21 protein-coding genes are annotated in these 24,645 nt (G+C 51.2%); 12 read left to right on the top strand and 9 right to left on the bottom strand.

All coding sequences use genetic code 11. The features are described from left to right. Window positions 1–149: 149 nt before the first annotated feature. From alaC to Q0499_RS13225, 3 genes are all read left to right on the top strand, one after another. Window positions 150–1,361 (top strand): alanine transaminase, encoded by a 1,212-nt coding sequence (gene alaC / locus Q0499_RS13235; RefSeq protein ID WP_299200157.1) that lies wholly within the window; start codon window positions 150–152, stop codon window positions 1,359–1,361. A 159-nt stretch (window positions 1,362–1,520) separates the two neighbouring features. After that, window positions 1,521–1,949, top strand: a complete 429-nt coding sequence (locus Q0499_RS13230; protein WP_299200155.1) for a gamma-glutamylcyclotransferase family protein — start codon at window positions 1,521–1,523, stop codon at window positions 1,947–1,949. 192 nt (window positions 1,950–2,141) lie between these two features. Then, a complete protein-coding gene (locus Q0499_RS13225; protein WP_299200153.1) occupies window positions 2,142–2,870 on the top strand; it encodes a spermidine synthase in 729 nt (242 codons plus the stop codon). A gap of 62 nt (window positions 2,871–2,932) precedes the next feature. On the opposite strand, the gene Q0499_RS13220 is transcribed toward Q0499_RS13225, so the two are convergent. Next, the gene (locus tag Q0499_RS13220) at window positions 2,933–3,457 is read right to left on the bottom strand and encodes a hypothetical protein (RefSeq protein ID WP_299200151.1); all 525 of its coding nucleotides are present in this window, start codon (window positions 3,455–3,457) and stop codon (window positions 2,933–2,935) included. 355 nt (window positions 3,458–3,812) lie between these two features. On the opposite strand from Q0499_RS13220, the gene Q0499_RS13215 reads away from it, so the two are divergent. Together Q0499_RS13215 and Q0499_RS13210 are read left to right on the top strand one after the other, a co-directional pair. After that, window positions 3,813–5,045, top strand: a complete 1,233-nt coding sequence (locus Q0499_RS13215) for a DUF711 family protein (protein WP_299200148.1) — start codon at window positions 3,813–3,815, stop codon at window positions 5,043–5,045. A 534-nt stretch (window positions 5,046–5,579) separates the two neighbouring features. Beyond that, window positions 5,580–6,395 (top strand): SHOCT domain-containing protein, encoded by an 816-nt coding sequence (locus Q0499_RS13210; RefSeq protein WP_299200146.1) that lies wholly within the window; start codon window positions 5,580–5,582, stop codon window positions 6,393–6,395. 102 nt (window positions 6,396–6,497) lie between these two features. Here Q0499_RS13210 and Q0499_RS13205 read toward each other — a convergent pair whose 3' ends face one another. Then, complete coding sequence (locus tag Q0499_RS13205; protein ID WP_299200144.1) at window positions 6,498–6,701, bottom strand: hypothetical protein; 204 nt, start codon at window positions 6,699–6,701, stop codon at window positions 6,498–6,500. Between the two features lie 320 nt (window positions 6,702–7,021). Here Q0499_RS13205 and Q0499_RS13200 point away from each other — a divergent pair, with 320 nt between their 5' ends. Next, window positions 7,022–8,092, top strand: coding sequence for a putative zinc-binding metallopeptidase (locus Q0499_RS13200; RefSeq protein WP_299200142.1), 1,071 nt, complete (start codon window positions 7,022–7,024; stop codon window positions 8,090–8,092). Window positions 8,093–8,290: 198 nt separating this feature from the next. Next, window positions 8,291–8,806, top strand: coding sequence for a lipocalin family protein (locus Q0499_RS13195; RefSeq protein ID WP_299200140.1), 516 nt, complete (start codon window positions 8,291–8,293; stop codon window positions 8,804–8,806). Between the two features lie 132 nt (window positions 8,807–8,938). On the opposite strand, the gene Q0499_RS13190 is transcribed toward Q0499_RS13195, so the two are convergent. The 3 genes from Q0499_RS13190 to Q0499_RS13180 form a co-directional block, all read right to left on the bottom strand. Continuing rightward, window positions 8,939–9,283: a cupin domain-containing protein gene (locus tag Q0499_RS13190; protein WP_299200138.1), complete on the bottom strand. Its 345-nt coding sequence runs from the start codon at window positions 9,281–9,283 to the stop codon at window positions 8,939–8,941. Between the two features lie 229 nt (window positions 9,284–9,512). Next, window positions 9,513–10,127, bottom strand: coding sequence for a LysE family translocator (locus tag Q0499_RS13185; protein ID WP_299200136.1), 615 nt, complete (start codon window positions 10,125–10,127; stop codon window positions 9,513–9,515). A 111-nt stretch (window positions 10,128–10,238) separates the two neighbouring features. Then, window positions 10,239–11,687 carry an NCS2 family permease gene (locus Q0499_RS13180; RefSeq protein ID WP_299200133.1) on the bottom strand — a complete coding sequence of 483 codons (1,449 nt, stop codon included), beginning with the start codon at window positions 11,685–11,687 and terminating at the stop codon, window positions 10,239–10,241. Between the two features lie 467 nt (window positions 11,688–12,154). On the opposite strand from Q0499_RS13180, the gene Q0499_RS13175 reads away from it, so the two are divergent. Beyond that, complete coding sequence (locus tag Q0499_RS13175) at window positions 12,155–12,883, top strand: GntR family transcriptional regulator (protein ID WP_299200131.1); 729 nt, start codon at window positions 12,155–12,157, stop codon at window positions 12,881–12,883. Window positions 12,884–12,998: 115 nt separating this feature from the next. Here Q0499_RS13175 and guaD read toward each other — a convergent pair whose 3' ends face one another. The 4 genes from guaD to xdhA are packed head-to-tail and all read right to left on the bottom strand — an operon-like array spanning window position 12,999 to window position 19,028. Further along, the gene (gene guaD, locus Q0499_RS13170) at window positions 12,999–14,309 is read right to left on the bottom strand and encodes a guanine deaminase (RefSeq protein ID WP_299200129.1); all 1,311 of its coding nucleotides are present in this window, start codon (window positions 14,307–14,309) and stop codon (window positions 12,999–13,001) included. A 52-nt stretch (window positions 14,310–14,361) separates the two neighbouring features. Then, on the bottom strand, window positions 14,362–15,201 hold the full coding sequence (gene xdhC / locus Q0499_RS13165) for a xanthine dehydrogenase accessory protein XdhC (RefSeq protein ID WP_299200127.1): 840 nt from the start codon (window positions 15,199–15,201) through the stop codon (window positions 14,362–14,364). 34 nt (window positions 15,202–15,235) lie between these two features. After that, window positions 15,236–17,596, bottom strand: coding sequence for a xanthine dehydrogenase molybdopterin binding subunit (gene xdhB / locus Q0499_RS13160; protein WP_299200125.1), 2,361 nt, complete (start codon window positions 17,594–17,596; stop codon window positions 15,236–15,238). Then, window positions 17,589–19,028, bottom strand: coding sequence for a xanthine dehydrogenase small subunit (gene xdhA / locus Q0499_RS13155; RefSeq protein WP_299200123.1), 1,440 nt, complete (start codon window positions 19,026–19,028; stop codon window positions 17,589–17,591). The genes xdhB and xdhA overlap by 8 nt, the downstream gene beginning before the upstream one ends. Before the next feature lie 599 nt (window positions 19,029–19,627). On the opposite strand from xdhA, the gene Q0499_RS13150 reads away from it, so the two are divergent. The 4 genes from Q0499_RS13150 to Q0499_RS13135 all read left to right on the top strand — a co-directional run bounded on the left by Q0499_RS13150 (window position 19,628) and on the right by Q0499_RS13135 (window position 24,586). Beyond that, complete coding sequence (locus Q0499_RS13150; RefSeq protein ID WP_299200121.1) at window positions 19,628–21,097, top strand: nucleobase:cation symporter-2 family protein; 1,470 nt, start codon at window positions 19,628–19,630, stop codon at window positions 21,095–21,097. 48 nt (window positions 21,098–21,145) lie between these two features. Beyond that, entirely contained in the window at window positions 21,146–22,495 is a 1,350-nt protein-coding gene (locus Q0499_RS13145; protein ID WP_299200117.1) for an 8-oxoguanine deaminase, read from the top strand. A 211-nt stretch (window positions 22,496–22,706) separates the two neighbouring features. Then, window positions 22,707–23,432 (top strand): DUF5020 family protein, encoded by a 726-nt coding sequence (locus Q0499_RS13140; RefSeq protein ID WP_299200115.1) that lies wholly within the window; start codon window positions 22,707–22,709, stop codon window positions 23,430–23,432. 203 nt (window positions 23,433–23,635) lie between these two features. Further along, window positions 23,636–24,586, top strand: a complete 951-nt coding sequence (locus Q0499_RS13135; RefSeq protein WP_299200113.1) for an urea transporter — start codon at window positions 23,636–23,638, stop codon at window positions 24,584–24,586. The last annotated feature ends 59 nt before the right edge of the window (window positions 24,587–24,645 follow it).

Raw genomic sequence — 24,645 nt, 5'->3', positions numbered from 1 at the left:
CCAGTCGCGAAGCGACGTTCTAGCGACTAAATATTTAATCCCCCCGTCTAGCCAGCCCGCTCATATGTCGCTATTATCTCCCTACGGCCCTGAGCACAGGGGCGGCGTCGCTCGGACGGTTCCGGGCGCTTACGTTAATAGAGGTTACTATGGCCGATAATTCTGGCACACCCCCCGTACGTCATTTTTCCCGTATCGATCGCTTGCCCCCGTACGTTTTTAATATCACCGCTGAGCTGAAGATGGCGGCGCGCCGTCGTGGCGAGGATATTATCGATTTCAGTATGGGCAATCCCGATGGGCCGACGCCACCGCATATTGTCGAGAAGCTCTGTACTGTGGCGCAGCGTGATGATACCCATGGTTACTCCACCTCTCGCGGCATTCCGCGCCTTCGGCGGGCGATCTCTCGCTGGTATCAGGATCGCTATCAGGTCGATATCGACCCGGAAGAGGAGGCGATTGTTACCATTGGTTCTAAGGAGGGGCTGGCGCATCTGATGCTGGCGACGGTGGATCATGGTGATACCGTACTGGTGCCCAATCCGAGTTACCCGATTCATATCTACGGTGCGGTGATTGCCGGTGCCCAGGTGCGCTCGGTTCCGCTGATTCCCGGCGTCGACTTTTTTGTTGAGCTGGAACGGGCTATCCGGGAGTCGATTCCGAAGCCGAAGATGATTATTCTCGGTTTTCCGTCCAATCCCACCGCGCAGTGTGTCGAACTGGATTTCTTTGAACGTGTGGTAGCGCTGGCCAAAGAGCACAATATCATCGTGGTGCATGATCTGGCGTATGCCGATATTGTCTATGATGGCTGGAAAGCCCCCTCGATTATGCAGGTGCCGGGTGCCAAGGATGTCGCGGTGGAGTTCTTTACCCTGTCCAAGAGTTACAATATGGCGGGCTGGCGTATCGGCTTTATGGTGGGCAACAAAGAGCTGGTGCATGCGCTGGCGAGAATCAAAAGCTATCACGATTACGGCACTTTTACACCGCTGCAGGTTGCGGCGATTGCGGCGCTGGAAGGGGATCAGCAGTGCGTACTCGATATCGCTGAGCAGTATCGGCAGCGGCGTAATGCGCTGGCAAAAGGGCTGCATGAGGCGGGCTGGATGGTAGATATCCCCAAAGCATCGATGTATATCTGGGCTAAAATCCCCGAACCTTATCAGGCGATGGGATCGCTGGAGTTCGCCAAGAAACTGCTCTCTGACGCTAAAGTATGCGTCTCTCCAGGCGTGGGGTTTGGGGATTACGGTGATGGTTTCGTGCGCTTTGCCCTGATCGAAAATCAGGACCGTATCCGCCAGGCGGTGCGCGGTATCAAGACGATGTTCCGCAAGGACGGTTTGATCTAAATACCGGACAGACGCCGTTAAATATAAGGAGAAAACGGGACAGATTTATTGTGCTTATAAAAATGAATCCGTTCCGGTTTTCTTGCCTCTGTACCCTTGGGGTTCTCTTTGGTAAAAGCGCTCGATTTTGTAAAAAGTAGGTTCAATCAGAGGGACTCCATGAGAAAACAGATTCGCTTTACCCTCGCGACCCTATCCACGTTCATCGTTGTGGCGGTTAGCTATCTGTGGCTGACGTTTGCCAGCCCCTTTCTGTATAACCCGCCTGATAATCTGCCTGTGATAGAGGAGGGTGTCACTTATCCGGTATTTGTCTATGGCACCTTAACAAAGCCCTGGGTTCGCTGGCTGGTGATAGGGCGTGGCGGCGATTTTGAATTGGCTGAGCTGCCTGGTTTTCGTAAGGATAAGCTTGATATACGGCCGGATGCCGGTGCAGTCATCAATGGGCAGGTGATTATAGTGAGTGCCGATGAGTTCAGAGCCCTGGATCGCTATGAACGGCTGGGTATACGCTACGAGAGGGTAGAGGTAACGCTGCAGGATGGCCGGTCAGCCTGGGTGTACCGATTGCTGAAAAAAGAGTAGCTGTTTTTTTTGGGGGGGGGCTTTCTATTTTGTTGGGATTCGTACCTCATCCCAACCTACGGTCATGCGTGGCCACCAGACTGTGGCAAAACTACTTTGGTGATAAACCTGATGATTTTCCAAGCTTGCACTAAGCAAGTATGATGTTCCCCCTTTCACTTATTCCACATCAGGCATCAGGACCGATCCGCCATGACCCTATTATTTGAAGAGATTGATAGTCAGAGTTCACCCTTAGGGCAGATTTCATTACGCAAACGGCGGATGCCTGCGTTTGGGGACCGGGATATCTATGAGGTGAAGCTGGGTGAAGAGTTTCTGATGTCGAGTATGTTTGTTGAGGCTGAAGAGGCGCTATCGACATTGGGTTTAGCGGCAGTGAAGGGCGACAACCTCAGTGTTGTGGTGGGTGGACTGGGATTGGGTTATACCGCTGTGGCGGCACTGAAGGATGAACGTATTTCAGAGCTGTTGGTGGTTGATGCGATTGAGACTGTGATCGGCTGGCATCGCAAGGAGCAGGTGCCGCTGGGCAAGATACTCAATGCGGACGCACGCAATCGCTATGTGCTGGGTAGCTTCTTTGACCTGGCGACAGACCCAGAGCAGGGGTTTGACCCGGACAGTGCTGGTAAACAGTTTGATGCCATCCTGCTGGATATCGACCATTCGCCTACGGAGTATCTTAATTCCGCCAATGCCAGCTTTTATACCACTGAAAATCTGGCACGGATGGCGCAACAGCTTAAGCCCGGTGGTGTGTTTGCCATGTGGTCGCAAAACCTCCCGGAAGCGCAGTTTGAAGCGCTGCTGAAGACTGCCTTTGCACAAGTGGAATCCCATGTGGTCTCTTTTTATAACCCTTTTCAGGGCGGCGAATCGACCAATTCGGTGTATGTGTGTGTGAAGATGAATAAATAGGGTTTGTCTTTGATTCTATTTATGACCTAAGCAATTTAATCTCGCAGCCATTTATCGCCGGGTCAGCTATCACTCTTATCAGACACGCTTTTGGTGACATTACTGATAATTTGCGGCACAAATCTTTCAGAAAAACCGGCAACGAAAGACCAGAAAAGGAACTTGGCAAAGTCTTCTCCGGTGCTGGGATAGGTTTGTGTAAACAGGGCGATCATGAATGAGGTATCAGGGCCCTCTTTTGCGGGCTTGGGGATGAAAAATTCCGGAAAGAGTTGTCCGGAGATGATTCCGGATAGGAAGATACAGTAAAGCACTAAGGCGAACACGCCACCGAAGATAGGCACTAATAATATTTGAAACCAGGATTTTGTCAGCAGTGTCAGCTCTTCATCCGACACTTTCCTGATGCGCTGTTGAATACTGACAAATCCACCGATGATGCCACAGAGAAAACCAGCCCAGGTCATCATAAATCGTTCACTGAAATAGAAGCTGATACCAAACACCGCACTAAACGCCAACACGGCAATTGCTGTCATGACAATTAAGCGCTTAGTGAGTGTATAAACTTTTTCAACTCTATCCATGATTGACCTCAAAGGATCATGTGCAGCGATTGGCTTGTGTTTGACTACGCGGTATCTGAATGTTTCCCAAAGAAAAATGGTTACAACCAATGAATATAGTGGCTGATTATCTTTTTCGCCATTCAGCGGCGTGATAAACCGTTCAGCGTGAGCGATTTGGCGAGACCAAAAGCGAAACTTTTTTAATTCTTATGCCGCACTCCTGGTACTTTCTGTTCCTGTTATAACGCAGCCTTTTGGTAAACCAGGGCAGCGGATAAACGGTTGTATCAGGAAAATTTACGTGCCATCTTTTGCTGCGACTTCCATGATAAAATGAATGCCTCAGACAGGACTATTTAGTTGAGGTATACCGTTGAGCTATCAAAATAAAGATCTTTGTAAAGTTAGAACGATAACCACTTTTTTGTCTTTGGCGAGTGACAAAAGCCGCTGGAAACAAGAGATCGATAAAGCTTCCCGGTTTTGTCTGCGTTTATCAAAAGAGTTTATCGATAATGGCTATGCTGTTCAGTCTATTCGAATTGTGACCAATCCTTTCGGTGAATATCTGAATACCGCCAGCCTTGAGAGTGCCAGAGCTGATCTGGCGTTTTTGAGTGAACTGTTGAACACATCAGACCTGTCCGGAATGCGTATTCGGTTTGCGATAGGGGAGGCTAAAACCGAACATGAGATTGGGCTTTTACCCGAGTTAATTCAGGAGTTTGGCGACCTGTGCAATGTGTGTGTCAATGTCGGCCTGGATGAGCATGGCTTTCTGGATAATGAGTTGATCCAACATGCCGTAAAGGCGGTTGAACGGATCAGCTGTATTACCCCGCGAGGCGAAGGTAATTTCAATTTCACCGTTAATTTTAACTGCGCTCCGCTGATTCCCTATTTTCCCGCGAGTTATCATCGTAATGAGTCAGGTGACCGGTTTGTCATCGGACTTGAAACGCCTGATCTGTTGGTTGATGTGCTGCAGACCTATAACCAGACAGCGACCGCTGAAAACCATAATGACCGGTTTAAAGGGTATTATCAGGTTATGCACGGTGCACTACAGCACCATATCAGCAGTATTCAAAATATCATTACCCATGCAGATTTCGACATGCCGTTTGCGTTTGCTGGCTTTGACAGCTCCGCCGCACCGTCTAAAAGCTGTGCGAGCATGGTTGATGTTTATGAGCAGATGGGTGTGGAATATTTCGGTGCAGCGGGTACTGTTGAGGCGTCAGCGTTATTAACCCGGGTGTTCAAATCCATAGAAGGTGTTGATCTCGTCGGTTTTTCCGGCCTGATGCTGGCTTTGACTGAAGATACCGGCCTGGCGCAGGGCAGCATCGAGGACAATTTTGATATCCGTGCGTTGTTAACCTACAGTGCGGTGTGCGGCATTGGGCTGGATACCGTGCCTATCCCGGGTAATACTCCAACGGATAAGATTGCCGCATTGATGAGAGATACCGGGACGATGGCTTATCGCCTGAATAAACCATTAACCGTGCGTGTGTTTCCCGTTCCCGGGTTGGTCGCGGGCGATATGACTGCTTTTGAAAGTGATGATCTGTGCAACTGTGCCGTGTTAGCTGTGCCCTGATGAGCACGGCAGTAGAACGGTCGGGTAAGAGGACCCTGTGGTAAAACAGTCTTCTTACCGGCTTTTGCAACATAACTGCTTATTTCGTAACGTTTTGCCGACTTTTCGTCTCAACTTTGACGACGTTCGCTTATCATTAAAGTCACGGACAGTGCGATTAAAAGGCTATGTTCGGTCGCGGATGTGGTATGCTGCCCTCTGATTCTACTGATCATGACTAAGACATAGCTATTTAAAGCTTTTTAAACGATAGGGTTATTCACTGATAACTCCTCAAATCAGCTCCTCAAATTAGCGCTTCGAATTGAAGTAGCAGTAGTGTAGTAACAACAGTAGTAACAACAGAAGTAACAACAGAAGTAACAACAATAGTGACGTAAGAATGACAAGGCTCCCGAAGCCTCTTCTGCATTAATACCCTATTCACATTGTCTTGCTAGCCTCAGAATATCGCGTATGCGAACGGGTTTTTACCCTGCGCTGTTTTCGCGCGACCGCCACTTAATATATTTTAGTTGATAGGATATTTATCTAATGCAAAGCCTAACTGACGTCGGTGAAACCTTCGTAAACAATATCGCTTCCCGTTACGGCCTGAGCTATGGCGCTGTTGTGCACATGCTGGTTGCTGTTAACAATGGACGGGGTTCTATGGCGCAGTTTAATTGCCCTGAACTGGGCGGGTCTGGTCAGTGGATGCGCGGCGGTATGACCATGGTTGGTGATATGTTTAACCACGGCCTGAAGGCGACTGTGAATAATTTATGTTTCGAGTTGTCTGATTTTCTTGCGAACAATCAGGTGTTTCCGGTTGTTCCTGCGGGTACTCCGGGCAGCAATCAATGGTGGCCTGTTGAACTGGGTCAGCCCTTTAGCAGCGGCGCACAAAATAATACCCGTTATGCGGTTTTCCCGAATCGCCTGGCGGTTGAGGTTAATGGTCAGGTATCGGTGTATGACACCCTCAACAATAATATCGGCGGTGTCAGTCAGCAACAGGGTGGTAATAACTCGCTGACGTTCAGCAGTCAGTTTGGCACCATAGCAGTTAACTCTCTGCCATTGGTGAAAGGGCCGGGCTTAGCCCCAGCGCCGCAAAATAACTTTGCCGCGCTTGTCTCTGATAATACCCAGAATAGCTCCAGTGCACCGGCGCCAGCGCCTGCACCACAACACGCACCACCCGTGAACGTTCAACCGTCTACCCCGGCTGTGCATAACACTGCAGGGCATTCGGATATTAACAGTACTCTGGAGTTGCTCGGGAAGTTAGCTCAGCTGCGCGATGCTGGCGCGTTGACTGACGATGAGTTCAATGCCAAGAAAACCGAGTTGCTCAGCCGCATCTGATGGGCCGCTGAACGGCTCAGACCTGTCTGTCGCATTTGAATGAAGGGGATAGCCCTTTCTCAGTCAGCCGGTAAACGCTTGCCCGTTAACGGGTAAGCTGAATTATTCTTCGACCTGATTACCCTTTGAGCCTGTATAAGAGGAGAGGTCGCTGTCCGCAATAGCTGATATTTCGGTTATCGATTCTGTTGGTGTGCGGTGCTCTTCTGTCTGGCTTTCACAGCGGTCACTGTCCTGAGCCATCGCGGCAGTACCCGAGAATGCCAGCGCACTGGCGGCAAGAAAAGAAACAATATATTTGTTCATGGTTTTCTCCATTGATGGGATAACCACTGTTTTATAGCGTTTTAGTGGGCGAAGATTCAATGCTCTTTACGTTACTTTACTTTCGAGCTGTTCTGCTTGCTGTGATCAGCCTGAGCGTTAAAGATTAACCACAGTTGCCTGGAACGTTATAAAATGAGTTTTGATATTCTTTTGATCGGATCTCATCTAAGGTATCACTGCTATCGGTTCTCAGCCGGGTTTAGCAAGTATCAGCAGTGACCCCTATACAACAGCGACACCATCAACCTGAACCGGGTGGCAACCCGGCCTGTGTTGTAGCGATATTATAAGGCGAAGCCATGCAGATTTTTCAATGCGGACACTGTGAGCACGTCATACTGTTTGAGAACGTCAGATGTGAACGCTGCAAAAATGAAGTTGCCTTTGAGCCGAAGTCATTACGCTTTATCACTGTCACTGAGCATAATGGCAACTTAATTGAGATTAACAAACCCCAGGGTTTCACCTGGAAATACTGCAAAAATAAGCAACAGCAGGCCTGTAACTGGCTGGTTGATAGTGATTCTGCCAGCAGGCTGTGTATCTCCTGTGAACTGAATCGTTATATTCCCAATATTGGCACCATTGAAAACCTGGATGGCTGGCGTTCTCTACAGTTTGCCAAGCATCGTCTGGTGTATAGCTTATTGAAACATCAGCTACCGGTTGATCGTAAGCAGGCCCCCCAGGATTCGGGCATCTCGTTTGACTTTATTAATACCACACAGGTTGTGCCCAAAGATGCGCACACCATGACCGGTCATGACGGGGGCAAAATCACCATTACCATGAATGAGGCTAATTCCGTTCAGCGTGAGCAGGCCCGGGTTGATATGCATGAGCATTATCGAACCCTGTTGGGGCATCTGCGTCATGAGGTGGGGCACTATTACTGGGATCTGCTGATTCGGGATAACCCCGTCTGGCTGGAACGTTACCGGGCTGAGTTTGGCGATGAACGGCAAGATTATTCCCAGGCGCTGCAGCGTCATTATGACAACGGCCCTGTGCCCGATTGGAGTCAGCATTATGTCACTGAGTATGCTTCATCTCATCCGTGGGAGGACTGGGCTGAAACCTGGTCTCACTATCTGCATCTCACTGATATTATGGAAACTGCGACCGCGTTGAGAGTATCGGTTAACCCCGATTATGCGGAGAAAAATCAGGGCTTAGCAATGACCGCTGACATCGACCCCTATGGGCAGGTTGATTTTGATGCGTTTCTATCCAAAGCACTGGCGGTGATTTTTTCAGCCAACTGCCTGAATCGCAGTATGGGGCAGCCTGACCTTTATCCCTTTGTGTTGATGCCCCGGGTGAAAGAGAAATTGCGCTTTATTCACGAGCTGCTGAAAGAGCGGATCTGAGTTCTCTGTGGTTATCTATGGTTATCTGTCACCGTAAACTCAGGGTTGTCAGAGGCGTCATTTGAAGAACGACAATCTTTTGTATAATGACAGCCCTTAGCTGAACGACAGCGAATGATCTGAACTACAACCTCAGCGTATAAACCCCAACATGAGCCTGTTGCATAAGGCCTGTCTATCTCTTCTGAGACCTCTATTATGAAAACAGTTTTGATTATCATCACTGCGTTATTGCTGCATGGCTGTTTAGGTATGCCACAGTCAGTTGAACCGGTTAGCCAGTTTGAGTTGGATCGCTATTTAGGCAAGTGGTATGAAGTTGCACGACTGGATCATTCCTTCGAAAAAGGGCTGACGCAGGTGTCTGCTGAATACAGCTTGCGCGATGATGGTGGCGTAGCGGTGCTTAATCGTGGCTATTCTGCGGAGAAAGAGAAATGGCAGGAAGCTGAGGGTAAAGCCTACTTTGTTAATAACAGCGATGAAGGCTATTTGAAGGTGTCCTTCTTTGGGCCTTTTTACGGTTCATATGTGGTGTTTGATCTGGACCGCGATAACTATCAGTACTCTTTTGTTTCCGGGCCTGATACCGCTTATCTTTGGCTGCTGTCACGTACTCCGAATGTAACGCCGGAGGTGAAGGCGCGGTTTATCAACATGTCTGAGGCGCGGGGCTTTAATTCTGATGATCTGATTTGGGTTGAGCAGCAGTGAGATCGGTCGTTGGTGGTTTGACGGGCAGGTATTAAGGAAAGTTGTTGAGAAGAGCAGTTGAAGAAAGCTGTTCACGATAGTTGTTGGGCTTCGTTGCACTCAGCCCAACCTACGACCCTGGCTTTAAAAAAATCAGGCGAAGACGAAGTATTTGCGCACGGTTTCAACGACTTCCCAGGTGCCTTTCATTCCCGGTTCGATAACGAATACGTCGCCGCCTTTCAGGTGCTTGGGCTCTTCTCCTTCGGGGGTGATAATGCAGTACCCTTCCAGAAAGTGACAGAACTCCCACTTGTCGTAATTCACCTCAAATTTTCCTGGTGTGCAGATCCAGGTCCCCATGATTTTGCTGCCATCGGCAGAAAGGTAGGCGTTAAGATTTACGGTGTGCGGTTCACCGCCGATGCGTGTCCACTTGGTCGCGTCAACGACGGGCGTGGGGCAGGTTTCGCGCATTACTGTGATGAAATCGGACATGTCAGCTCCAACGATTGTGATTACAAAAGAGCAGCCATTGTAGTTGAGTGGGATATTCCGGGTTGTCCGGTTCCGACCTGGTTTATCCTAAAACGCTCATTCACAAGGTTAAATAGAGATAACCGTAGTTATATGAGCTAACCACAGAGGGCCTGTGTTTATCTCGTTCCCACGCTCCTGCGTGGGAATGCATATCTCTCTGTGGTAAAAATGGTTTTTAGCGAAACCTCTAGCGAAAAAACACCAAGCTGCCGGCGCCGACAAACAGTCCGCCACAAAAGCGATTGAAACGGCGGATATTTTGCTGTTTTTTCAGTATAGGTGCCAGCCCTTTGGCAGCCAGACCATAGCCCAGTTTGCTGATCAGATCGAGCACACACCAGCTAACGGACATAATCAGCAGTTGTGTCAGCAGCGGGCTTTCCGGGGTCATAAACTGCGGCAGAAAGGCGACAAAGAAGAGAATGTCTTTGGGGTTGCTGATGCCCAGGGTAAATGCCCTGCGGAACATCATGCCACGGCCGTTGTTGACGGCGGTTTGACTGCTTTTGTGGCTCTGGTCTGCATCCCGCCAGGCGCGGTAACCCAGCCAGATCAGGTAGGCGGCACCGAGATAGCGGAGCAGCGTAAATAGTTGTTCAGAGGCCAGCAGCAGCGCTCCCAGACCGGTTGCTGAGGTGATCAGCAGAATCAGCGATGCGCTGACGCCCCCGAGAAATGCGGGATAGCTGCGACGGATGCCAAAATTCAGGCTGTTGGCGATCATTAACAGCGACAGGGGGCCGGGGATCAGAATTACCAGCAGGGCGGCAGAACAGAACAGTAGCCAGGTTTCTAAGGTCATCTCTTTCTCAAATGCTTTTTATAAGCTCTTTTTATAAGCGCTATCTATAAGTGCTATTGCGAAAACAAAAACGCCCTCCCGAAGGGAGGGCTGATTGAATATGCGACAACATTATGGCAGGAAGATAAATTTTGCAACGAAGATTGCCGTCAGTGCCCATACGCCATTAGAGATGCTGGACCCCTTGCCGGTAGTTACCTTCAAAAAGGTGTAGGTGACAAAACCGATGGCGATACCGTTAGCAATCGAGAAGGTCAGCGGCATCATAATGGTGGTCATCAACGCCGGTGCAAACTCCGTCAGATCATCCCAGTCGATAGCGGCCAGAGAGCCCATCATCAGCATCGCTACGTAGATCAGCGCACCATCTACCGCAAAGCCGGGCAACATCTGCGCCAGTGGCAGCAGGAACACACCCAGCAGGAACATGATGCCGATCACTACGGCGGTCAGACCGGTACGGCCACCGGCAGCAACCCCCGCTGCGGACTCCACATAGGAGGTGACCGGAGGACAGCCAAACGCGGTACCGATAACAGAGGAGATCGAATCAGCTTTTAGCGACTTATCCAGACCTTCAATTTTGCCGTTTTCATCCTGCAGATGAGCCCGCTGGGCAACACCCATCAGGGTGCCTGCCGTATCGAAAATATTAACGAACAGGAAGGTGATAATGACCGGTATCAACGCGACATCGAGAGCGCCCATAATATCTAGTTGCATAAACACCGGTGCCAGATCGCCAAAGTTTGGCACAGCGATCAGGCCATTTTCAGGCCAAGCCATAAAGCCTGAGGCCGGTGCCCTGTCAGATGTCACCGTGAAAAACTCATGGGGCAGCAGAGCCGTCATCAGGAAGGCGATAGCGGTGGTGATGGCGATACCGATGATGACCGCACCAAACACCCGGCGATAGCTGAGGAAGCTAATCAGCAGGAAGCTCAGCAGTCCCAGTGCGGGGGCTTCCGGGCCGAATGGACCAAAGCCGAAGTGCGTCAGATCTGCCAGAGCAACTACGTTATCAGGATTGGGGACGATCAGGCCGGTAAAGCGCAGACCAATAAAACCGAGGAACAGTCCCACTCCGGCGGTCATCGCCAGACGCAGGCTTAGCGGAATGCTCTCAAGCATCCATTCACGTAAACGGGTGACACTCATCAGCACAAACAGTATGCCGGAGAGAAAGACTGCCCCCAGAGCAATCTGCCAGCTGTAGTTCATCTCCAATACTACGGTGAAGGTAAAGAAGGCGTTCAGGCCCATACCCGGTGCCAGACCGATGGGCCAGTTAGCATAGAGACCCATAAAGATAGTGGCGATGGCGGCACCGATACAGGTGGCGAGAAACAGACCATCAAATGGCATACCTGTTTTTGACATGATGATCGGGTTAAGAAACATAATATAGGACATGGTCACAAAGGTGGTTAGACCTGCGATCATCTCTGTCCTGACAGTTGTTTTATGTTTGCTGAGTTTGAAAAAGCGGTCTAGAAAGGTTTGATTGTCGGGGGCCGATGGGGAATCCATCGTGGCTTTATCTAGTTGTATGTTTTCCACAACTCTAACTCCTGATTCGGGTGTTACCCATTTTATTTTTCTTGAGGCTGCCGTTCGGTTGCCTGGCTGCCGGGTTGTTGTGTTTCATTCCCTGGAAATATAACGCGTCCTGAACAAATATTGTGTGTTATTTATACTATAATTGTATACAAAAAAGTCAACCCAAAAGTCAGGTTTTTTGATTTTGCGGGTTTTAGTATATGAAATAGCATGATCTATCTGGCACTTTGCACAACCTGAATCGTGTTGATCAGGGCTGTTTTCTCTGAGTGTCTGAGCTGCCGGTTTTGCAGGATCATTCAGGTTTAATCCGGTCGTTGTCAGGCGTGGTTTGACAGTTCTTGCTGAGATTGGTTATGTGTACAAAATTCGAGCTTTTGTGTATTATTGAATTATGTTTTTAATCAAAAAGTTATGGTAGTTTTACCATCAGTTTTTGGCCGGTGACCCGGAGTTAATGAGGCTTTATGAGTCAGATATCTGAGATTAAAAAAGGTGATACCAAGCGGGACGGTAAAAAGACCCAGGATGATATCGTATACGCACATATTTTTGACGCGATACTCGAGCAGCGCCTCTCTCCGGGAACCAAGCTGAATGAGGAATCATTGGGTGAGATCTTTGGTGTCAGCCGTACCATTATCCGGCGTGCATTGTCACGTCTGGGGTATGAGCAGGTTGTGGTTCTAAGGCCAAACCGTGGCGCAGTGGTGGCTTGCCCGACCATCGAAGAGGCACGCCAGATCGTGTTCGCCCGCAGGGTGGTCGAAAAGGCGGTGACTGAGCTGGTGTGTGAGAATGCACAGAAGAAGCAGGTAGAGCAGCTGAGGCAGATGGTGCGTGACGAGCAGGCCTGCTTTGATCGCGGTGACCGGGGTGCGGGTATTCGTCTTTCCGGTGAATTCCATCTGTTGCTGGCGGAGATCGCTAAAAATCCGCCGCTGCTGAGCTTTCAACGCAGTTTGGTATCGCTTTGCTCGCTGATTATTGCGCAGTATGAGAGTGGCGCTAAATCGCACTGTTCCTATGATGAACATTTTGAACTGATTGATGCGATTGCGGCAAAAGATAAAACCAAAGCGGTAAGTCTGATGATGCATCACCTTGACCATATCGAAGAGAAACTGAGTCTGGATGATGAGATTGCCACCGATGACCTGAAGGCGATCTTTTCGAATGTTCGGAATTCGAGATAATGGTTTATATCTAAATCTCTGTGCCCTCTGTGGTAATAAATGAAAGATGACTTAACCACAGAGAACACAGAGAGCACAGAGTTAAAAGCTGACCTACCATTATTTACAGCAGGATTTACCTGCGGCTATACACCTGCTGGCCCATGGCGAAGGTGTGTTTCACCATCCGGTCATCCCCCAGGGTCAGCATCACAAACAGCCGTTCTTCAATCGATTTGGTCTGTGCCATACGATAACTCAACAGCGGTGTGGCGTGGTAATCCAGCACCACAAAGTCAGCTTCAGAGCCCGGTTCCAGATTGCCGATCTGATGATCCAGATGCAGTGCCCGTGCGCCCCCCAGTGTCGCGAGGTAGAACGATTTATAGGGGTGAAGTTTGACACCCTGTAACTGCATCACCTTGTAGGCTTCATTGAGGGTTTGCAGCATCGAGAAACTGGTGCCCGCGCCGACATCGGTGCCCAGTCCCACTTTGACCTTGTATTGCTCTGCCTGGGGCAGGTTAAACAGGCCGCTGCCGAGGAACAGGTTAGAGGTGGGGCAGAACGCTATCGCAGAACCGGTTTCACTCAGACGGGCGCACTCTTCATCACAGAGGTGCACGCCGTGGGCAAACACCGAACGTTCACCCAGTAGCTGATGGTAATCATAAACATCGAGGTAACCCGTTTGCTGCGGGAACAACTCTTTAACCCAGGCGATCTCATTCTTGTTTTCTGACAGGTGGGTGTGCATGTAGAGGCCGTCGTACTCTTTGAGTAACTGACCGGCCAGATCCAGCTGTTCCGGTGAACTGGTCGGGGCAAAGCGTGGCGTGACTGCATAGTGCAAGCGGCCTTTACCATGCCAGCGTTCGATCAGGGCCTTACTCTCGTCATAGCTGCTGCGGGGCGTGTCGGTCAGGGCTTCGGGGGCGTTGCGATCCATCATCACCTTACCGGCAATCATCCGCAGATTGCGCTGTTCTGCCTGGCTGAAGAAGGCATCTACCGATTCGGGATGAACGGTGCCGAACACCAGTGCGGTGGTGGTGCCGTTGCGCAGCAGTTCGGTGAGGAATATGTCCGCAACCTCGTCGGCATGCTGGCGATCGGCAAACTGTTGTTCAGCCGGAAAGGTGTAGTTTTCCAGCCAGTCCAGCAGCTGCTCGCCATAGGAGGCGATCATACCGGTTTGCGGGTAGTGGATATGGGTATCGATAAAACCCGGCGCGATCAGTGAATCCGGGTAGTGTTTCACTTCACAACCCTGTGGCAGTTGTTCCAGCAGCTCTGATGCTTCGCCCAGTGCGCTTATCTGACCGTTTTCAACCAGCATCAGGCCATCTTCAAAATAGCGGATGCTGTTGTTTATACCGATCTCTGCGGGATCGCCGAGGCTGTCCAGAATGGCTGCACGGTAAGCGGTTACAGTGTTCTTTGTCATGCGGGTTCTCAGTTGTACTTTATTTATCATTTAGCGGCCGCTAACCACCGGATCAGATCGCCAGACGATCAACCACAGAGGTTGCTGTGGCGCTGGTCGATGTGGTCTTGCGTTCGGCATTAACGTCAGCGTTATAGTGCGCGATCACTTCCCCTGCGACCGATACGGCGATCTCGGCAGGCAGTTTGCCCTTTACTGCTGCAATGCCCATCGGACAGGTCATCCGTTCGATCTGTTCGCTGCTGAAGCCTTTCGCTTGCAGCCGGTGGATAAACTTGTTGCGTTTGGTGAGTGAGCCGATCAGACCGAAGTATTTGAAGTCGTTGCGCTTCAGTATCGCTTCGCTGAGTTCCTGATCCAGCTGGTGGTTGTGGGTCATGACGATAAAGTAACTGCCCGCAGGCTGTTTATCCACCTCATCCACCGGGAACTCGTTGACCACCTTTTCCACCCCTTCCGGGATGAGTTCGGGGAACTCATCTTCGCGGCTATCGATCCAGCGAATCTTGCAGGGCAGGCTGGCGAGTATCGGGATCAGCGCCCGGCCAACATGACCGGCACCGAACAGGGTGATTCTGACGGTGTCGGTGTGCATCGGTTCAAACAGCAGCGTTGTGGCACCGCCGCAACACTGCCCCAGGCTGGCACCGAGAGAGAAACGTTCCAGCCGTGGCTGAGTCTGCTGCTCTGCAAGCAACTGCCGGGCTATTTTGATCGCTTTATACTCGAGATGACCACCGCCGATGGTGTCAAACTGTTGTTCCTGGCTGACCACCATCTTGGCGCCGGCGTTGCGCGGTGTAGAACCGCGCTCCTCCACCACGGTGATGATAACCGCCGGGGTGGCATCGGCTTCAATCCGGCTTAGCGCTCTGATCCATGCAGTGTTCATAACAATGCTCCTGCAATGTGCGTTAGCGAAAGGGTCATTTTGCCCCGGCGATCTGCTGTTCACGAACCGCCCAGAGTACCCGCTCCGGTGTTGCCGGAGCATCCAGCGCCGGACTGCTACGATAGTCGCCGATGCTGGCGATAGCGTCTTTGATGGCGCAGAACACCGAGATCCCCAGCATGAACGGTGGCTCACCCACCGCTTTGGAGTGGAACACGGTGTCCTCTCTGTTTTTGCGGTTTTCCACCAGACGGACGCGGAAGTCAATTGGCATGTCGGTGACGGCAGGGATTTTGTAACCGGCCGGGCCGGAGGTCATCAGTCGTCCCTTATCATTCCACACCAGCTCTTCTGTGGTTAGCCAGCCGGCGCCCTGCACGAATGCGCCCTCTACCTGACCGATATCGATAGCCGGATTCAGTGAGGCACCGACATCGTGGAGAATGTCGACCCGCAGGATCTTATATTCGCCGGTCAGAGTATCGATCACCACCTCGCTGCAGGCAGCACCATAGGCAAAGTAGTAGAAGGGGCGGCCGCTGGCTTTTTCCCGATCATAGAAGATCTTCGGTGTGCGGTAGAATCCGGTGCTGGAGAGCGACACCTGATTGAAATAGGCCAGCTGAATGAAGTCAGCAAAGGGCATCAGCTGATCGCGGATCAGCACATGGTTGTTACGGAACTCAACATCCTCTTCGGTCACTTTAAAGTGACTGACGGCAAACTCAACCAGCCGCTGTTTGATGGTGCGGGCAGCGTTCTGGGCCGCCTTACCGTTCAGATCTGCGCCGGAGGAGGCCGCTGTTGGTGAGGTGTTGGGTACTTTTTCTGTGTTGGTTGAGGTGATCTGGATGGTATCAAAATCCACCTGAAACTCTTCCGCTACAATCTGCGCCACCTTGGTATTCAGACCCTGGCCCATCTCGGTGCCACCGTGATTGAGGTGGATACTACCGTCGGTGTAGATATGGATCAGAGCACCCGCCTGGTTAAGGAAGGTGGCGGTGAAGGATATACCAAATTTGACCGGGGTCAGTGCCAGACCTTTTTTCAGGATAGGGCTGCTGGCGTTGTAGGCTTTGATCTCGTTGCGACGCTGCTGATAATCACTACTCTGTTCAAGATCTTCGAGCATCTCCGGCAGCACGTTATCTTCTACTTTCTGGAAGTAGTGGGTGGTGTCGCGTCCCGCTTCGCCATAGAGGTTGTGTTTACGCACCTCCAGTGGATCTTTGCCCAGATTACGGGCGATCTCATCGAGAATGATCTCTGGCATGATCAGCCCCTGAGGACCGCCAAATCCACGATAGGCGGTATTCGAGGCGGTGTTGGTTTTACAGCGATAGCCGGTGATGGTGGCATCACCCAGGTAGTAACCGTTATCACTGTGGAACATCGCCCGGTCAACGATGGAGTCTGACAGGTCAGGGGAGTTGCCGCAGTTGCCCGCCAGCTTCATCTCACAGCCGGTTATTCTGCCGTTCTCGTCATAGCCGACCTCGTACTGATTGAAGAATGGATGCCGTTTGCCGGTCATCATCATATCTTCCATCCGTGGCAGGCGCATTTTGGCCGGACGCCCGGTCAGTTTGGCAACCACCGCTGCGATACAGGCCGGGCCTGCGGCCTGTGTCTCTTTACCGCCAAAACCACCGCCCATACGGCGCATATCCAGTTGCACTTTGTTAAACGGGATATCCAGTACTTCGGCCACCAGTTTTTGCACTTCGGTGGGGTTCTGGGTGGATGAATAAACAATCATGCCGCCATCTTCGGTGGGCATTACGGACGCGATCTGAGTTTCCAGATAGAAATGTTCCTGACCACCGATATGCACACTGCCGGAAATTCTGTGCTTTGCCGCTGCCAGCGCCGCCACTGAGTCACCCCGTTTGTGGGTGTGCGGATCACTGACAAAATGGTTGCTGTTAAAGGCCTGTTCGACCGAGAGCACCGGTTCCAGCTCTTCATATTCCACGATGGCTGCCATCGCCGCCATACGGGCGGTTTCATGATCATTAGCTGCGACGGCCAGCACCGGCTGACCGAAATATTCAACCAGGTCTTCAACCAGCAGCGGATCGCCGGGCTTCAATGCACCGATATCCTTAATACCTGGGATATCCTCAGCGGTGATCGCAATGGCAACGCCGGGAAAGTCGTAACAGGGGCTGGTGTCGATACGGGTGATCCGGGCATGGGCTTTGTCAGCCATCCGTGCATAGACGTGCAACTGGTTAGGAAACTCCAGCCGGTCATCGATGTAGATCGCTTCACCACTGACCTGTTTAGCGGCACTCTCGTGCTTAACACTGCGGCCAACACCGGTTTTCAAATCCTGTTTGACCAGTTCCAGCATCGCTTCATAGCTGGCTTTTTTCTTATGATTAGACATATGCAGTTACCCGTGTTTCGACGTCTGGGGTTTCAATCTCAATGAAATAGCGGGTCAGCATGTTGCTTGCGACCAGCAGGCGATATTCCTTTGAGGCGCGGAAATCTGAGATCGGGTTGAAATCCTGTTGCAGTGCTGCTTTGGCCAGCTCAATGGTTGCCATCGTCCAGGGGGCGCCCACGAGTGCCTGTTCACAGAGGCTGGCGCGTTTGGGAATCGCTGCCATACCGCCAAAGGCGATGCGGGCTGACTCGACCACGCCGTCGCTGATTTTCAGATTAAAACAACCGAGCACGGCGGAGATATCGTCGTCGATCCGTTTGGAAATCTTATAGCTGCGGAACTCACCGCTGTTGGCCGACCGGGGCACAATCACCTTCTCGATAAACTCGCCCGGTTGCTGATCAGTGACTTTGTAGTCGATAAAGTAGTCCTGCAAATCGATGGTGCGGCTCTGATTGCCTTTGCGCAGCACCAGTTGTGCATCCAGTGCGATCAGCACGGGGGGCGAATCGCCGATTGGGGAGGCGTTGCCGATATTGCCACCCAGAGTTCCCTGATTGCGGATCTGCAGTGAGGCAAAACGGTGCAGCAGGGCACCAAAATCGGGGTAGTCGTTATTCAGGGTGTGGTAGCAGCTGCTCAGTGAAGCGCTGGCGCCTAGTTCGATCTGCTGGTCAGTCACGCTGATCTGTTTCAGCTCAGGGATATCACCGATATAGATCAGTGTCTCTATGGCCCGGTGAAACTGCGTGACTTCCAGCGCCAGATCGGTGCCACCGGCCAGCAGGCGGGCAGCGGGGTATTGTTCTAACAGACTGGATAGCTCTGCAACCGAGGTTGGGTTAAAGGAACGTCTGGTGCCATCACTGAGTTCGGCCTGCTGCTGTGGTTGTATTTCACGCAGTCTGGTAATCGTCACATCCTGTTCTGCTGTGAAGCTGTCCGGGGTGACATCGTCATACATCTTTTCGGCAGCTTCAATGATCGGCCGATAACCAGTGCAGCGGCAAAGGTTACCCGCCAGCGCTTCATTGATCTCTTCCTTATCCGGGTGGGTAACATTCTTCCCCAGCGCGAACATCGACATCACGATACCCGGCGTACAGAAACCACACTGGCTGCCATGGCAATCCACCATTGCCTGTTGAGCCGGGTGCAGGGCGTCTCCCTGTTTAAGGTCTTCTACCGTTATCAGTTGTTTGCCGTTCAGGGCGGCAACAAAGGTCAGGCAGGAGTTGATACTGCGGTAACGGATACGATCGCCATCCAGTTCACCCAGTACCACGGTGCATGCGCCGCAGTCACCGGATGCACAACCCTCTTTGGTGCCCGTCTTGCCTAGATTGGAGCGCAGGTAGTTAAGAACCGTCATGTTGGGGTCAAGCTGTTGCTCGACCCGCAGTTCCTTATTGAGTAAGAACCTGATCAAGGTGGACCTCCTTTTTTATGTAATTGTGTACTGGAGTTTAGTTCGATTTTTAACCATTAAATTAAAACCTGACCTTCAAGTCAACTTATGATCGGGCGTATCCTTGGAAAAACGACCCTTTTAGTTACTATTTTTATCTGTAAAACTATTTTTTTGCCAGAAAATATTCTGTTTTATCCACTCTTGTTGAAGCGATTATCTGGATGTGAGGCTCTTTTTGTTTTGTATACCTTTATTTGGTATTTATTGTATACATATTTTGTTTTGTGTTTCTTTATAAAAGTCTCTGTCAGTGGTGGCCGTATCGCCATTGTTAAGAAACGTTGTCGCCTTAAGATTCCCACAGTAACTGTTCCGGGTTATCAGTTAATAGTGGCGGTAAGTGAGGCTCTATGGCGTTTGTAATACCGCTGGATGGGGGACTGGATCTAATCTGTATTTCATAATGTGGATACAAGATATGGTGTTATTTGTGGACAATTTATGCCGTCTGGATTACTTTTAGGACTCGTTAGTCAATGAGTCTGACTGACTGCTTGTGAGAAACTGGCCATTTAGCAAGGCCGGACAACCAATAAAAATAAGTAGGGTGTGTCACTATGGCAAAACAGAATTCAACCATTCAGCTGGTCTTCGGGCTTGATGACAAGCCGGGGGTGACGGTTTCAACCTTTGCGGCTTTACAGCATGTACTGGCAAGTTTTATCGGTATTATTACCCCGACTCTGATTGTCGGTGGTGTGCTGGGGCTGGGCAGTGAGATCCCATATCTGGTGAGTATGGCGTTGATTGTCTCCGGTATCGGCACCTTTATTCAGGCGCGGCGAATCGGCCCGGTAGGCTCGGGTCTGCTCTGTGTGCAGGGCACCAGTTTTGCCTTCCTCAGTTCGATTCTGGCGGCGGGCTTTATTGTTAAAGGTAAGGGCGGCGGCCCGGAAGAGATCCTGTCAACGATCTTTGGTGTCTGTTTTTTCGGCGCCTTCGTGGAAATATTCCTCAGTCGTTTTATTGATAAGTTGAAACGGATTATTACCCCGGTCGTTACCGGTACGATTATCACCCTGATCGGTCTGTCTCTGATTAAAGTCTCAATGACCGATATTGCCGGTGGTTTTGGTGCCCCGGATATGGGCGCGCCGGTCAATCTGGCGCTGGCGGGTATCGTACTGATTACGATAGTCGTATTTAACCGCTTTCAGATTCAGATGCTGCGCCTGAGTGCCGTGATCATCGGGCTGACGTTTGGTTTTATTGCTGCCTGGTCGATGGGAAAAGTGGATTTTAGTGGCTTGAGTGATCTGTCTCTGATTGCCATTCCGGTGCCGTTTAAATATGGTTTTAGTTTTGATTTTGCCGCATTTCTGCCTATCGCCATTATCTATCTGATTACTGCGCTGGAAACCACCGGTGACCTGACCGCTAACAGTATGGTTTCAAACCAGCCGGTTTCAGGGCCTGTGTATGTTAAGCGGATTAAAGCGGGTGTGCTGGCGGATGGCTGTAACTCGGCGATCGCATCAACCCTGAATAGTCTGCCGATGACCACCTTCAGTCAGAATAACGGAGTGATTCAGCTGACCGGTGTTGCCAGCCGTCATGTGGCCCTGTATATCGCCGGAATTCTGGTATTGTTGGGATTGTTTCCGGTAGTGGGTGGTGTCTTGCAACAGATGCCAAAACCGGTACTCGGTGGTGCGACCCTGATTATGTTTGGTACTGTGGCGATGGCGGGGGTTAAAATTATTGCTCAGGCGGGACTGAATCGCCGTAACATGCTGATTACCGCGATCTCTATCGGTCTGGGGCTGGGTGTGGCATCAGTACCCGAGGTGCTGTCTGCAATGCCGGGCACCCTGAAAAATATTATCGGTTCGCCACTGACCATAGGTGCGCTTTCTGCCATTATTCTTAACTTTATCCTGCCGATGAATATGGATGGGGAAGAGGCTAAAGACACGGATGCAGAGAGGATTGATGAAAGTGCCCCAGAGTGCACTGAAGAGAGCGTTGTTGACACTAAGACACCGCAGGGACAAAACCCCTCTCTCTGTGCAAATGTAAATGGGTAGTGACTGCCCGTCGTATTAATGAATGAGTTGGCTAACGGAGTGAAGACGTTGAATAGTTCCCGGCGTATCTGGATTAAAAACCCTCTGGCAACACTGGATAGTGCGTGTGCCGGTGGCGTGGTGATAGAGGGTCAGACGATTGTTGAAGTGCTGGCCAGTGGTGCAGCCCCGGGTCAGCCAGTTGATGAGGTGTTTGATGCCCGTGAACATGTGCTGCTGCCGGGACTGATCAACAGCCATCATCACTTTTATCAGACCCTCACCCGGGCGTTTCCACAGGCGCTGAATAAATCCCTGTTCAGCTGGCTGAAAAGTCTCTATCCCGTGTGGGCTAAGCTGGGTGAGGAGATGATCGAGGTGTCCACGCAGGTGGCGTTGGCTGAGCTACTGCTGTCCGGGTGTACCACCGCCAGTGATCATCACTACCTGTTTCCTCAGGGGCTGGAAAACGCCATCGATATTCAGATGGCGCAGGCTGAAAAACTGGGTGTCAGGGTGCATCTGACCCGTGGCTCAATGAGTCTCGGGGAGGACGATGGCGGTCTGCCGCCTCAGTCTACCGTGCAGGATGAAGATACCATTCTGGATGACAGCGAGCGTCTGATCAGCAGATACCATCAGCCCGAAGCGGGCGCGATGAGCCGGGTTGCCCTGGCACCCTGTTCGCCGTTTTCGGTGAGTGAAAGCCTGATGCGGGCCAGTGCTGAACTGGCGCAGAAGTATGATGTGCGTCTGCATACCCATCTGGCGGAAACCCATGATGAAACCGCGTTTTGTATCAAAATGTTTGGTCTGCGGCCGCTGGATTATCTGGAAAAAGTCGGCTGGCTGAGTGATCGGGTCTGGCTGGCTCACGGCATTCACTTTAATGATGATGAGATACGTCGTCTGGGCGCTGCGGGCACCGGTATCTGCCACTGCCCATCGTCCAATATGCTGCTGGCGTCGGGCTTGTGTCCGACACTGGATCTTGAACGTGCGGGCAGTCCGGTCGGTCTGGGGGTGGATGGTTCCGCGTCTAATGATGGCTCCAATATGATTCAGGAGGTGCGTCAGGCATTCCTGCTCGGTCGGCTTAAATATGATGCCGCTGAAATTACTCACCAGAAGGTGCTCTCGTGGGCAACCGAGGGTTCTGCCCGCTGTCTGGGTCGGGATGACCTGGGATCACTTAAAGTGGGACAACAGGCGGATATCGCGCTGTTCAAACTGGATGAGCTGCGCTTTGCCGGAGCCGGAGACCCACTGGCTGCGCTGGTGCTCTGCGGTGCTCATCAGGCCGACAGAGTCATGGTTGCCGGTCGGTGGCGCGTTATTGATGGGGCCATTGTCGATTACGATATCGCGCAATTGATCCAGCGACAGAAAGCACTGGCGAGAAAGCTGGCTGCCAGCTGATCAGCGACCCGGTCTGCCCCTGTCCGCTGCATCATCTGTAGCGGACATAACCCTTTACTACCCTGTGTAACGTTACCCTTCATGCTGGCCAAAAATGGCCGGCAGGGACACGTATGTTTAAAAAACCACGTTTAAAAAAAGCATCTGAAAAGAAACGCTTTAAAAAAGCACGTCTGAAAAACTGAAAAATATAACAATAAGGAAACCTAAGATGAAAACAGTACAAACTTCTGCCTGTCTACTTGCTGGTGCCATTATCTCAACTATCTCTCCTATGGCCTCTGCCGAGATGCTTTGGAGCTCGTTTAGTCTGAGTTATCTGAATGGTAGTGATTATGAGGTGGGTGATCCTGACCGTCAGGTGGTGACAGTTGAGCACGCCAGTGGTCACAGCTGGGGAGATAACTTCTTCTTCCTCGACCGGCTGCAATCGGCTAACGGTAGCAGTGAAAACTATATGGAGCTGTCCCCCCGCTTGAGCCTGTCCAGTCTGACCGGTAGTGAGCTCTCTTTTGGCCCGGTGAAAGATGTACTGTTGGCGGGAACCTGGGAGAGCGGGGAGGGGTTTGATAACTTTCTTGCCGGTGTCGGTGTCAGCCTGGATGTGCCAGGGTTTCAGTACTTTAACGCCAACCTGTACCGCGCCAATAATGATAAGTCATCCAATGATACTCAGTTGACACTCACCTGGGGGCTGCCATTTGCCTTGAGTGACGCTGAGTTTCTCTATGACGGGTTTATCGACTGGACCACGTCTGAGTCGGACAAAGCCTCAGAGATGAACTTTACCTCTCAGCTGAAATGGAACGCTGGCAAACTGATCGGCACCAAAGCACCGGTATATGTGGGTGTGGAGTACGCCTACTGGACCAATAAGTTTGGTATCGATGGTGTCGACGAGCGTAACCCGGCACTGCTGCTGAAATGGCATTTCTGACCGGTTTTAAGGTATCGCTCAATATTGAGTGTATTCCTGGCGCTTAACCATCTTTCTGCATAATGATCTGCTGCTGCCTCCCCCCTTCGGTATCCGGCAGATCGTTACCGATGGTATAGCGCCCCTCTCATTTTTCGTTCATCGTTTTTTCTGAGCTTTTATGTTCAACGCTTTAGCCGCGTACTTTTTTTAAGAGTCTGCCTATGCTTTTCAATGATGCTTTGTTCTGGCCGGGCCTGCTGTGGCGTGGCCCGTTCCTGCGTGGTGTGTTAACCAGTTTCAGCCAGATTATGCTGCAGAATAACCGTCTGACCGGTGGGCTATTTATCCTTGCGGTGGTTATCTACTCGCCGATGATGGCGGTCGCGGCCATCCTTGGGTGCGGTGTCAGTCAGTTTTGTACCCTGATGCTGCCCGGTCGGTCGAATGGTCGGTATGATCAGTTGGGGCAGGGACTGTATGGTTTTAATGGTGCTCTGGTTGGTTTGGCTGTGAGCTGTTTATGGCCGGTCAGCGGGTCGACGGTGTGCATGCTGACGATGCTAATGGTGACGGTAATCGCTACGCTGATTGCAACGATCATCGGGCACTGTTTAAACAGACTGAAGTATCCCACCTATACCTCGCCCTTTATTCTGTCGGCCTGGTTGTTTTGGCTGCTTTTCAGTCCACTGCATCTGTCTGATTCCGGCATCGCTGAGGTTGCGGCTACCGCAGGTGGGTCAGGTATTGAGACACATTTGTTCTGGTCTGCTTTATTGGCTATCGGACAGGTGCTATTTCTTAACAGTAGTGTCAGTGGAGCGCTGTTGCTGGCCGGTTTGCTGATCGCCTCCAGAGTGGCTGCGCTGGCCGTGGTGTTTGCCGTGATTCTGAGTCTGGTGATATCGATGCTGCTGGATTTTCCTATGCTGCAGATAGCGTCGGGAATGTACAGTTATAATGCCGTGTTGGTGATCCTCGCATTGCACTGTCGCGGTAATGTTCGACCGCTGACCATTGTCTGCGGCGTGCTGCTGGCGGTATTACTGACCCGGTTGCTGCAACTATTTGAGGTTTTGCCGCTAACCGCACCCTTTGTGCTGAGTGTCTGGGCGCTGTCCTGCCTTCCTCCGAAGTCTGTTACCAGGCGTTCATTGGGTAATGTGTTGTGATAATCCAGGGGCTGTCGCTGAATAGTGTCCCTGAAATCGACCGCTATGTTCAAATTCAG

It is taken from the genome of uncultured Amphritea sp. (genome assembly GCF_937127095.1).
GTDB lineage: Bacteria > Pseudomonadota > Gammaproteobacteria > Pseudomonadales > Balneatricaceae > Amphritea.
Note: the sequence above shows the minus strand (reverse complement) of the source record. Positions and strands in the feature narration are given on the sequence as shown.